Raw genomic sequence first — 11650 nt, 5'->3', positions numbered from 1 at the left:
GGGGCTGCTGCTTGGTTATAACTTGGTGAGACGAGAAGCGAGTCAGGCGGCAGTAGAGCACGGTCGAATGCCCAATGAAATCAGCTTTAAGTACGCTTGTCAGTTCATCGCAAGTCAGCTCAAAGTCATGAGCAAAGCGGTGTCACCAGGTAATACGCCGAAGCGTCTAAACAGTCTGCGAGGAGACTTGTCCATCCTGTTTATAGACAAACGCCCTAAGCCAAATCGGCCTAGGGCGGTAAAAATATCAAAGACCCGATATCCTGTTAATCACAAGGCAGCTCCGCTTAAGTGAACTACGTTGGGCCTATGTGCCGGGCTTTTTGTTGCCTGCAGCAGGCGACTTCTCCATTGAGCTTCAATCACTTAACACCTGCATACCTCACATCCGGCCTCAGGGCTTGGCCTGCCGCCCAAAATGTAAAATTGGGGGGAAACAAAGGGTTAAAGAAGCTGGTCAAGCGCGCCAATAAAGCTTAGGATCTGCACAGAAAACAGCACTTTTTGGAGTAATTCACCTTATGGGTATCAGAGCCATAGTCGTCGACACCGCCGGCACTACGACAGATCTAAACTTTATTCAGGATGTGCTTTTCCCCTATTCGGCCAAGGCATTGCCGGAATTTTTGGAACGCTATCAAGATAATATCCTGGTAGAAAACTGTATCAGCGACACCAAAGAGATGGCGCTGGAACCGGATGCCGATCTGCCGCGGGTAACAGAAATACTCCAGCAGTGGGTTGCCGAAGACCGCAAGGCCACGCCGCTGAAAACGCTGCAGGGCCTGATCTGGAAACAGGGCTATGCCAAGAACGAGTTCACAGGTCACATCTATCCTGACTTCATTGAAGCCATCAAGGAATACAAGGCTCAGGGACTCAGGATATACAGCTTCTCTTCCGGCTCAGTGGAAGCCCAGAAGTTACTGTTCAGCCACAGTGACGGCGGCGATCTGACCGAGCTGTTCAACGGTCATTTTGATACCCGCACCGGCGGCAAGCTGGACAAGCAAGCCTACTGCAACATCATTAACACCATAAGTCTGAGCCCCAAGCAGATACTGTTTGTCTCCGACATGGTGGACGAACTCAAGGCTGCTGCCGCTGCCGGGCTGATCACCTGCCAAATGGTACGAGAGGCCGGACAACGCACAGGTGATTTCCGGCAGGTGAAGAGTTTCGCCGAGCTGAAGATTGACTGATAACAAGCAGAGTTAGCCGCTAAATCAAGGGGAGCCAATGGCTCCCCTTATTGTTTACAACACCTATTTCGTATCCCGGAAAATCAACGCCTGTACGGAATGTAGTTCCCTCTTGAGACAGAGAGCCGCTGTTGTTATCCTGAGCCAACAAAAATAAAACGGTCGTTTAAATATGGAAAATTTTACTCAGCGTTACCCACAACACTCACAAATCCCGGTGGCCTGGGGCGAAATGGATGCCCTGCAACACGTCAACAATGTGGTCTATTTCCGCTACTTTGAGACCGCCAGAATCGACTTCTTCAACCGCCATTTTCCCTTGGGTGAGATGTACAAACAGGGAATGGGGCCGGTAATAAGCGAAAACCAGGCCAGGTACAAGCGCCCGGTCACCTACCCGGATACCCTGTTGATAGGGATCAGAATAAGCGACATAGGTGAAGACAGGTTTACCATGCATTACGAGGCGTACAGTAAGGCGCAGCGAGCCATTACCACTACAGGCAGCTCTGTCGCCGTGATGTACGATTTCAAGAAAGGCACCAAGGCCAAACTACCACAGGAACTGCTGACGATTCTCAGGCAACACAGCCAGGAAGCTTAAGCCAAGGCTAAGTCAGGGCTCGAGAACAGGCTGGCGCCGGCCCTGTCGCAGTTTGCGCCTGTGCTGCTGTACCAAGCGCAGTGCCCGGTACAGATCTTCTGTCGACAGCTCCAGGTAACGGCCGCCGTAAAACCACAGTGGACCGTACAACTGTCGGCAATGGGTTATGCTGATGGGTAACACCAGGTCATCGTTCAGCAGCAATTTCAGTTTCATGCCCTGATGCAAACGGCAGGCGGAGATCAAACCAACCCCGCCGCGGCTGATATCTTTGATATTTCCAAGCCCCAGCTTGCCGGGGCGCCACCAGTGCCAGTGTCCCAGTTGCACCGTCATGCCATCACAGTCGAGCAGGAAGTCGGCGTCATTACCCAGCCTCAGGCTGATACGCAAATGCTCGCGTCGCTGCGCCTCGTCACTGCTATTGTCCGTCATCACTGGTACCTGTCCCTTGGCTGATTAAAGCGGGCCGCCTCATTGGCCTCAAAGAGTGCCTTTCCGCCCGCCAGGCTCTGGATCTGCTCGGAAGCTTCCTTGGTGAGGATCAGTATCTCCACTCTGCGATTGGCCGGGTTAAAGGGCTCATTATCGATAAAGGGTACCCGGTCGGCCATGCCGTTAACCTGAAGAATCTGCCCTTGACGCACGCCACCAAACTCTATGGTTTGCCTGGCGATCAGCGCCCTCTCACTGGACAACTCCCAATTGGTATAGCTGCGACCGACATAGGGCAGCGAGTCGGTATGGCCAGAGATGATCAGTTGATTTTTCACCTGTTGTAAAACAGGCGCCAAGGCCAACAACAGATCTTCAAAATAGGGCCGCATCTGCGCCTGGCCCACTTTGAACATAGATTGTTCATTGTTGTCGTGAATGCGGATCCTTATTCCCTGAGGCACTGCGTCCAACTGTACGTTTTTCCCCATACCCGCCTGGTCGACGACCCGCTGGATCTGCCGCGCCAACACTTCCAGTTGCACCTGAGTGGCGAACTCACCTGGGATAATGGCATTCAGTTTGGGCCCCATACCGGCCTTGGGCTGCCACTTGCCTTCTGGTACATGGGTGCGCAGCGCAGGGCCACGCATCTCATCACCACTGGCCGGGGTAGGAACCACAGGTTGCTGCACACTGGGTTGCCCTTGCAGATCGATGAGCGAGGGGATGTTACGCAGATCGAAAGGGTTGATATCGCCGGAGGGATACAACTCACCATTCAAATACTTAACCACGGTTTCCCGCTCTTTCTGATCTGCCACCTGCATGATCCACAGCACCAAAAACAACGCCATCATTGCCAGGGTAAAATCGGCAAAGGCGACCTTCCAGGCGCCACCATGAGCACCGTGTTGTTTGCCCGCCCGAGCACGACGGACAATGATAGTTTCCTGTCTTGGTGCCATTAACTTCTCTGTTCTGTCAGTATCTGTTCCAATTCCACAAAGCTGGGGCGGCTCTCGGTCTGGATCTGTTTGCGGCCGGCATCTATCGCCTGTATCGGCGGTTTGCCCTTGGCGAACGTCGTCAGCATGGCGGCAATACACTTGAGCTGGCTGATCTGCCGATCCACTTGATGCTCCAGCGCCTTTGACAATGGCTCGAGCAAGCAATAACAGGCGAAGATCCCAATAAAGGTGCCCACCAAAGCGGCCGCTACCTTGACCCCGATCAAGCTGATGGGGCCATCAATGTTTGACATGGTAATGATGATCCCCATCACAGCCGCCAGAATACCGAATCCCGGCATGGCTTCGGCGATTCGTCCCAGAGCCAGCGAGGGGCGCAGGCTGTCTTCTTCGATTCTGTGGATCTCTTCCTCGAGTATCATTTCCAGATCGTGGGGAGAGATTTTACCTATCGACTGCAGGCGCAGGTTATCAACCAAAAACTGCAGCAACTGATGGTGTTCAAGCACCACCGGATACATCAAAAACAACGAACTCTCGTCCGGATTTTCGATATGGGCATCCAGCACCTTCATCCCCTGGGATTGGATCTGCGCCATCAGCATGTTCATCAGGCCAAACAGCTGAGGGTAGAGTTCCGGCTCAGGAGTATCCTGTCTGGCGATCTGGCGCAACTGCTGCCACAGCTCCACCAGCACAGCGCGGGGGTTGGCAATCAGCAAAGAGCCGATGCCGGCACCGAGGATGATCAGGATTTCTGCCGGTTGCCACAAGGCCAGCAGATTGCCGCCGGCCCAGGCATAGCCGCCGAAGACACACACTAAAATCACCATTAAACCAACAAACTTACTCATTATCAGGCTTCCAAATCAGAGTTGAGCCTGCCGATAAATCGCCTGTAACTGGCGCACGGCAACCTTGTGTAATTGACATATCCGGGTTTCGGTTAACCCCAGGGTGGCTGCAATCTCTCTGAGATTGAGTTCATGCTGATAATAAAGCGACAGAATTACCTGTTCTCTGTTGCTCAGTTGCTTGATTGCCGCAATTAACAGCTGATTGCGTTCAAAATCGACAATTTCCTTGTCCTGACCGCCCAGTGACAAACCCTCTCCCAGCATCTCATCCAAACTGGTCATGGATTCTGCCAGGGTTGCATGCAGGTAATCCCGGTACTCTTCCTGGGTCAGGCCCATTCTTGCAGTGACTTCACTGTCTTTCGGGTAACGGCCCAACTCCCGGGTCAACTGCCTGACCACATCGTTGAATGAGTGTGCCTGCTGGCGCACCGAGCGTGGCCGCCAATCCAGGCGCCGCAGCTCATCGAGAATGGCGCCACGGATCCTCTGGCCGGCAAAGGAGATAAAGCCGGCATCATACTCACCCGGATAGCGCCGGGCAGCCTCCAGCAGGGCCATCAGAGCTATCTGCTCCATGTCCTCCTGGCCGATAAGCGGGCCACAATGACTCTTGAGGGAACAAACTGTGCGTTTTACCAAGGGCAGATATTGATGTAACAACGCCTGCTCGGATTGCCGCTCATTGCCATACGCCTGATAACCCAAATCATAGGCTGTCATCTCACTGTCCAAGGCGCCTCCTTTACTGGATGACCATACGGGTGAACAGGACTTCTTCAATATCCAGAGTAAATTGATCTTTGGTCAGCACCTTGATCAGGGATTCTCTGGCCTCCAGTTGCAGCGTTTCCAGATTCTGCGGTTGATTCAGCACGTTGAAAGACTTGCTGCTGAACATTCGCATCATGGTGTTGCGAATAAGTGGATCGGCCGCCTTGATCTCCTGGGCCGCATTGTCACTGCGGGACTTGAGCGCCAGCTCGAGCAACAGGTAGTGGGGATATTCATCACCCGGTACCGAAATAATCATCTTATCCAGCGGGTAAAAACTGGCCTGTGGTTGCACTTCTTCTTCCGCCGATAACCATTTCCCCAACCATGCGGGCGGCTGATGGCCGATGAAAAAACCGCCTCCAGTGGCCAGAATAAGTAACGCAACTATGAGTAAATTTCGTTTCATATCAATCTTTCATCTCTATCATCAGGCCAGTAGGTTCAGTTGCCTATCGCGTCTGCGCTCGGCTTCTGTGTCACCTTTGGTTTCGTCCACCCGGGATGAAGCGATCGCGCCGGCATACCCTTCTCTGGCATCCTGCTCAGGTTGGTGTCGCTCGCTGTCGGTGGCTACATCCAGGGAAATGTTGCCTTTGTGTTCCATGGCCAGTTCACTGCGCAGGCGTTCCAGGCCGCTGAGCAGAGCATCGCGCACATGGTTGTTGGCCGCATGCATCTGAATATGCAGCCGGTCACCGTCGAGGCGAATGTTCAGTTCTATCCGTCCAAGCTCGGGCGGGGTTAACTGCAGCTCGGCGGTTTGAATACGTTGATCTATCTGAAAACGCAGTTGATCTCTGAGTGGCAGCAACAGCTCTCTGGCATGCTGCACCTGAGTTCCCTGAGCGCTCAGAGGCAAGGGGCCCCACTGGCTCACGCCCGGGCGCTCGCTTGTCAATGCGGCAACCTCCGGCTGCAGACCAAGCTCAGCCACAGGTTTGCTGGAAGGTTCGGCCTGCCAGGCCGCCAGCTGCGCCGCGGCATTGACCGTTAGCTGTTGCGACGGCATGGCGGTCTGCGCCATGGTGCCAACGGGCAGAAAAGGCGTGCCTTTGGCCTCAGTTGTCGCACTCGAAACTTGAGTAGCCGCTTGAGGGAAGGCGGCGGCCAATTGCAGGCTTTGTCCCCGCATATCACCCGCACCTCTGCCCTCACCATTGAACGGGTTCGCTGCCACAGGTTGGCTGATGCCTGCCAGTGACAGATTGGTTTGTTGCGTGCCCACAATGCCCTGCGCCGTGATGCCGGCCAAAGGTGGCACTGTATTTTCATCATGACCTTGGCCCTGCAATTGCGCCAAGGGTGCTCCTGGCGGAGTGGTCACTTGGATTGCAGTTGGCTGCATCAAAGGCGGCAAGAGTTCCTGCACCACCACACTACTGGCCGACATCTCGCCTGCCGACTCTGTCCCTGATTCCTTATCCTCTACTGTGCTGCTTTGCCCTTGAGTACTCTTTACCTGAGAGCCCTTCTCTTGAGCCCCCTGCGCTTTGGCATTCATACCGGAAGCTGTGGAGTTGGCCGGCTGAGTCGCGGCCTGAGAAAGAGACTGTTCTTCCTGCCGATAAGAGTCCTTTCTGCCACTGCTGTCCGGGTGAGCAGACAAGGGCACTTTTTTCGCCGGCGTTTCAGCCAGCGCCGGGATCAGCGCAATACTCAATACAGGTCTCCTTTACTCATGTTTCCCTCTTGAAACTCGGGTTGGCTGAGTTGGGTCAGTTGATAGGCGGACATGCCCTCTTGTTGTGCCAGCAGTTGCTGCATCTGCCGCTGTAGCGATTCACTCTTGGTTTGCAGCTGTTGCATCACTTGCGAGTGACAAAGCTCCAACTGTTTGCGCGCCTGTAACTCAGCCTGAGAACGGGGCTTTCCCTGCTGCCTGAGCAACTGGATCATCTGCCGGTTTACCCGGCATACTCCCTGCCAGTCTTCGGCCGTTGCCTGTTGTTGCAGGCGTTGTCCCAAGGCTTGCCAGCGGGCTATCACAGACTCACTCAAGTTGGGCCCAACCTTCCCTAATCTGTTGAATAACCTGCACCACAGGTTGCAGCGCCTCTGGGTTATTTTCGACACTGGCGCTAACCAGTTGACGGCTGCAATAGTCATAGAGACGGTTGAGGTTGGTTGCTACTTCGCCGCCGTTTTCAATGTCCAACAACACATCAAGCCCATGGATCACATTCAAACACTTGTTGATACTCTGGCCCTTGGCCTCAAACGCCTTGCGTTCCATATGCCCCGAGGCTCTGGCCAGTTCATCCAGCAAGCCATCCAGCAACATACGCACCATCTCATGGGGGTTGGCCGCCGCGGCCCGGGCATCCAAGCTGGCCTGACGGTAGCCGCTGAAAGGATCCTGCTCATAAAACATCGAATAATTCCTCAGTAAAACAATCCACTGGCGCTGTTCAACTCATTGATGGTGGTTTCCATCGCGGTGAACTGCTTCAGGTAGATCTGATAACGCTGTTCCATCATGCGGTTATGGCGTTCCATATTGTCTTCGACCCGGTCCAACTGGCGTTTCAGGTTGTTCTTCTTCATATCCATATAGCCATCGAAACGGGTATAAGGTTTAGTGATCTCCTGAACCTTATCGACCATGCCGCCCTTGGCTCCGAAGAGATCACTGATCGCCTGCGGCTGGTTCTTCAGGGCGTTTTCCAGCTTTTTCTCATCCAGCTTTAGCTCACCATTACGGGTCAGTTCGATACCGGCGTCGGCCAGAGTCAAACCATTGGGGGCAGCCTGGAAACTCAGCTCACGCAGCCTTTGTTGCAGGGTTCTCAGGCTGGTATCACCCTTGAGGATCCCCAGCTGACTCTCATCTATCTTGCTGCTCTTGCTATCCTTGTCGTCCTTGTCTTTCGAGTCATCCAGGGCATCAACCCCCAGGCCTCGAGTCAATTGACTTATCTGCCGCAGCAGTTCATTGACTGTATCCACATAGGCTTTAACTGCCTCTTTGCCGGCTTCTTGATCCGCCTTGATACTGATATTGCTGCTGTCACCGGCTTCATGAACCTTACGCAGTTCGATATCTACCCCGTCCACAACCTGAGTCAGCATGTTGCTGGCCGAGGTGATACTCATGCCATTGAGCGTAGCCTTGGCATCCTGAGCGGCCTGAGTCTCGACCATGCCCCAGTCAGCACCATCCAGACTGATACTAATACTGTTGGCCTTGCCGGTTTCCTTCGAGGTCAGCATCAACTGCACCTGGCCGCCGGTGCGTACCAGGCTAGCCTGCACTCCCGGGTTGTTGGGATGCTGGTTGATCATATCCCGCAGCTCACTGACAGAAACGCTGCCACCGCTGTTAACCATGGCCAGATCCACACTCATGCTCTTGCCACCCATGCTGATCTGAATAACCCCGGATGCCGGCAGAGTGGCATCTTCCGATGCAAAGGGCTTGACCAGTTGGTGTGCCTGAGCCAACTGCTCTACCGACAGCTGAAAATTCCCCTGCGGCGCCTTGGCCGAGCTGCTGACATAGATGTTTTCATCTGTGACCTCGGCGATATTGCCCTTGAAGGCATCGGTCCCCAGGGTTGTCAGTTTGCTGTTAAGACGATCGAGCCCCTTATCCAGCAAAGTGTAGGCATCCAACTGTTTCTGGTAGCCCGTTTTGCTGCTTTGATAGAGATTGTCTTTACCGGCCCTCTCGGCACTGATCAGCTGCTGCGCGAATTGGGCACCACTCATTCCGGAAATCATTTTCAACTCCTCATAGACACAGACTCGTGTCCTTGGAATATTCGGGGATAGCAAGAGGTATGCCATTCAAACGGCAAAGCTAACCCTTTGTAAAATTTGAAAGTTATTTAAGAGTGACTACTGTAGCTTGGTACAGTCTCTTCCTCGGAAGGCCTCAAACAGGAATCAGCTCTTCCGCCGTTTCTTTGTCGAGCTTAAAAAAAAGCGCCATCTTGACTGACGGCGCTTGGAACAAAATGTTTGCTTAGCCCAGCAGACCCATAACCAGACCAGTGTTCTGGTTGGCACGGGACAGTACGTTGGTACCGGCTTGAACCAGCAGTTGGTTCTTGGTCATGGCAGCTGATTCGTTGGCGAAGTCAGCGTCCATGATGCGACCGGCAGCAGCCTTGGTGTTTTCGGTCACGTTGGCCAGGTTAGAGGCAGTGTGGCCCAGACGGTTGATGTTGGCACCCAGAGTAGAACGGTTGGTACCGATTTCATTGATGTAAGTGTTGATGGTATCCAGATCGGCAATATCCAGAGCTGTTTCATCAGGTTGAGCACCCAGAGTCACTGTCATGGTTTCAGCCTTGCTAGCACCAATCTGCATGGCAACACCTGTACCCAGTTTGGTGAAAAGTTTTTCACCGGCATATTCAGTGTTGGTCTTGATACGGGTAGCTTCTGCTGTCAGTGCATCAAATTCAGATTTCAGAGCAGCTTTGTCATCGGCAGAGTTCACACCGTTGGCGTGTTGGGTTGCCAGCTCTTTCATACGGTTGGCGATAGAGCTCAGTTCACTCAGGGCACCGTCGGCTGTTTGCAGCATAGAGACGCCGTCAGAGATGTTACGGCTGGCAGTGCTCATACCAACAACGTTGGCGTTCAGACGGTTGGCAATTTGCAGGCCAGCGGCGTCATCATCGGCACCATTGATGCGCATACCGGTAGACAGGCGCTCCATGGCGGTAGACAGCAGGCTGTTGTTTTTGTTTACGGAGTTCTGGGCAACCAGAGAGGCATAGTTAGTATGTACAGACAACATAGTTTGTTTCTCCCGAAGAGTGTATTTGTGTCATAAACAACAAAGCGACCCGAAAAAACCAAACTGAAAGCCTGATTGAAAAAAACTTTAAAAAGACCAAATTATTTGAGCAGATCCTCGGCGTGACCTCGGCCGATGTTGGCCTGAGCCAGCAACGCCTCCAGTTGCGAGCCGAAGCAAGCATCCACAGGTGGCAGAGAAATTTCCCCTAGTTGCTGCGATAAATTGCTGGTGACTTGCTGTTTCTGTGCCTGCCAATCCTGACGCCAGTGTTCTATCCGCCGCGCAGTACGCTCCAGCTTGGCCCGGGTCTGACGCAACATCTCCGGGCTGTCGAAACGCCATTCTCTGGGATCGCGCCAGTCGAGCAGTTCTTCCAGCCTGATATTGTGCATCTCACCGGCCGGCAGGCGCATACCCTGGCCACTGAGACCGAGATTACCCTGCAGCTGTTGCCACAGTTGGTCGTCGCATTCAAACACAGCCTGTTGGTTTTCGACATTGAGTGAGATACCCAAAGGCGCCAGCTGCTCGTTGATTAACTGTGCCAAACGGCTCGGGTCGGTATTGGCCGGCAGTTGCAACGACAGGCTCTGTGGCCCATCGGCACCCGGCAGCAGCAGTTGCAGGCTTTCTTCTCTGTGTTTGGGCTCCAGCAGGGAAACCGCCTTAAGTCGAAAGCGCCGCCGCAAGGCTCTGCGTCTGGGATAGATGATGTTGAACATGGGATCCCACAAGGGGTACTGCAGATAACTGGGCTGCAACTGCTGCAACTGCTTTTGCAGCGACAACAGCCGCTCAAACTGTTCGGCAGAAGGCTTGATAAGCAGCAAGGGCCGCATCCTCTCAAGGATCCGCTGCACCTCTTCAAAACCTGCATCCACCAGCTGCATGGCACTGATGTTATGTTGCAGCCGGGTGGCCCGCTCCCAGCGCTCGAACGCCACTTGCCGATAAGGCAGCAGCTCGCGCCAACTCTCCTGAGTGCTGTTGACCACTGTCATATCGAGCAGGGGGGCACTCTGGCTGATGGGTCTTATCTGCCCGGCCAGTTGCAGGGCATCAGTAACCGAATGGATCATGGCACCCTATGACAGTCTTGGAACAAGTTAGGCGTCTCCCCAATCCTGATTAAAGCTGGTTGAACAGCGTCAGTTGGCTGATTTTGACAAAACTCTGCTGCGACACCCGCAAGGCCGTCAGCTTCATCTGAAACTCTGAGGTTGCCGCCGGATAGTCCAGCGCCTCGGTTTCGCCTATCACTTCCTTGGTGAACAGTGCCATCTCCTGATGACTGCTCTTGCCAAGACTCAAGCGGTTCTGTTTGCCACCTATGTCTGTAATCGCCGCGCCTATACTGGAGAGAGTATCATCCAGAGACTGCATCATGGCGCCTGCCACGGCTTCAAAGTCGGCATCACCGGGAGCCTTGGCCGGATCCCGCAGCACTTCGACATACTCGGCGGCTTGATTGAGCAGATCCTGGCTACCGTTACCGAACCAGAACTCCTGCGCCGTGACATTGGCATCGACCCAGGAGTCGGCAGCTATCTGCACCTGACGATGCTGGGCATCCCCTTGAAACTGATAGCGACCACTGCTGTCCTGTGCTACCGCCGGAGTACGGCTAAGGTTGCCGGAAAACAGATAGTTGCCGTCGGCATCCCTGGCGTTGAGGATATCGACACAGGTGTCCATCAGGGCCGAGAGTTCATCGGCATAACCCTGTTGGTCGGCGGCCGACAGTTGACCACTGTTGGCGGAAATGACAATTTCCCGCATCCGGGTCTGCGCCTGCACCAGGCTATCGAGATAAGTTTCCACCCGCCCGAGACTGGTCGACAGGCTGTCGATATTGCTTATGTACTGTGAAGTCTTGGCCAGGTCCCGCTCGCAGTTGAGCACTTTTACCTTGCCTATGGGGTCATCGGAAGGACGCAGCAAGGCCTTGCCACTGGACAGCTGTTGATCCAGTTGCCCCAGTTGACTCAGTGTCTGTTGCATTGAGTGCAAGTTGGCACTGTACATATTAAACATGGCTACCCGCATTCAGGACT

Annotated in this window: 14 protein-coding genes and 1 pseudogene; 3 read left to right on the top strand and 12 right to left on the bottom strand. The window is 54.0% G+C overall.

Translation table 11 applies throughout. The annotated features are described in order from the left end of the window. The 3 genes and pseudogenes from N512_RS24070 to N512_RS0111500 all read left to right on the top strand — a co-directional run. A pseudogene (locus N512_RS24070) lies at positions 1-295 on the top strand (IS4 family transposase); the annotation flags it as partial. Between the two features lie 226 nt (positions 296-521). Then, on the top strand, positions 522-1202 hold the full coding sequence (mtnC, locus tag N512_RS0111505) for an acireductone synthase (protein WP_025009158.1): 681 nt from the start codon (positions 522-524) through the stop codon (positions 1200-1202). 172 nt (positions 1203-1374) lie between these two features. Beyond that, positions 1375-1806 carry an acyl-CoA thioesterase gene (locus N512_RS0111500; protein WP_028780431.1) on the top strand — a complete coding sequence of 144 codons (432 nt, stop codon included), beginning with the start codon at positions 1375-1377 and terminating at the stop codon, positions 1804-1806. A gap of 12 nt (positions 1807-1818) precedes the next feature. Here the strand turns inward: N512_RS0111500 and N512_RS23785 are convergent, their stop codons facing one another. The 12 genes from N512_RS23785 to flgL all read right to left on the bottom strand — a co-directional run bounded on the left by N512_RS23785 (position 1819) and on the right by flgL (position 11642). After that, on the bottom strand, positions 1819-2241 hold the full coding sequence (locus N512_RS23785) for a hypothetical protein (RefSeq protein WP_025009156.1): 423 nt from the start codon (positions 2239-2241) through the stop codon (positions 1819-1821). Next, positions 2241-3209 carry a flagellar motor protein MotB gene (locus N512_RS0111490; protein WP_025009155.1) on the bottom strand — a complete coding sequence of 323 codons (969 nt, stop codon included), beginning with the start codon at positions 3207-3209 and terminating at the stop codon, positions 2241-2243. The genes N512_RS23785 and N512_RS0111490 overlap by 1 nt, the downstream gene beginning before the upstream one ends. After that, positions 3209-4066: a flagellar motor stator protein MotA gene (gene motA / locus N512_RS0111485; protein WP_028780430.1), complete on the bottom strand. Its 858-nt coding sequence runs from the start codon at positions 4064-4066 to the stop codon at positions 3209-3211. Before motA ends, N512_RS0111490 begins: the two co-directional genes overlap by 1 nt. A 15-nt stretch (positions 4067-4081) precedes the next feature. Beyond that, on the bottom strand, positions 4082-4792 hold the full coding sequence (locus tag N512_RS0111480) for an RNA polymerase sigma factor FliA (protein ID WP_044736031.1): 711 nt from the start codon (positions 4790-4792) through the stop codon (positions 4082-4084). A gap of 22 nt (positions 4793-4814) precedes the next feature. Then, positions 4815-5252 carry a flagellar basal body-associated FliL family protein gene (locus tag N512_RS0111475; protein ID WP_037474831.1) on the bottom strand — a complete coding sequence of 146 codons (438 nt, stop codon included), beginning with the start codon at positions 5250-5252 and terminating at the stop codon, positions 4815-4817. A gap of 21 nt (positions 5253-5273) precedes the next feature. Beyond that, on the bottom strand, positions 5274-6506 hold the full coding sequence (locus N512_RS23780) for a flagellar hook-length control protein FliK (protein ID WP_028780427.1): 1233 nt from the start codon (positions 6504-6506) through the stop codon (positions 5274-5276). Further along, positions 6503-6844, bottom strand: coding sequence for a hypothetical protein (locus N512_RS22880; protein ID WP_051472774.1), 342 nt, complete (start codon positions 6842-6844; stop codon positions 6503-6505). Before N512_RS22880 ends, N512_RS23780 begins: the two co-directional genes overlap by 4 nt. Then, on the bottom strand, positions 6837-7217 hold the full coding sequence (gene fliS / locus N512_RS0111460; RefSeq protein WP_025009148.1) for a flagellar export chaperone FliS: 381 nt from the start codon (positions 7215-7217) through the stop codon (positions 6837-6839). The genes N512_RS22880 and fliS overlap by 8 nt, the downstream gene beginning before the upstream one ends. Positions 7218-7228: 11 nt before the next feature. Then, positions 7229-8566, bottom strand: coding sequence for a flagellar filament capping protein FliD (gene fliD, locus N512_RS0111455; protein ID WP_028780426.1), 1338 nt, complete (start codon positions 8564-8566; stop codon positions 7229-7231). 244 nt (positions 8567-8810) lie between these two features. Beyond that, positions 8811-9593 (bottom strand): flagellin N-terminal helical domain-containing protein, encoded by a 783-nt coding sequence (locus N512_RS0111450; protein WP_028780425.1) that lies wholly within the window; start codon positions 9591-9593, stop codon positions 8811-8813. A 101-nt stretch (positions 9594-9694) separates the two neighbouring features. Beyond that, positions 9695-10675: a hypothetical protein gene (locus tag N512_RS0111445; RefSeq protein WP_028780424.1), complete on the bottom strand. Its 981-nt coding sequence runs from the start codon at positions 10673-10675 to the stop codon at positions 9695-9697. A 49-nt stretch (positions 10676-10724) separates the two neighbouring features. Then, entirely contained in the window at positions 10725-11642 is a 918-nt protein-coding gene (gene flgL / locus N512_RS0111440) for a flagellar hook-associated protein FlgL (protein ID WP_025888429.1), read from the bottom strand. Between the last annotated feature and the right edge of the window lie 8 nt (positions 11643-11650).

The sequence above is a fragment of the Shewanella sp. 38A_GOM-205m genome, assembly GCF_000518445.1.
GTDB lineage: Bacteria > Pseudomonadota > Gammaproteobacteria > Enterobacterales > Shewanellaceae > Shewanella > Shewanella algae.
The sequence above is the reverse complement of the archived record's forward strand: the minus strand, read 5'-3'. Positions and strand labels throughout refer to the sequence as shown.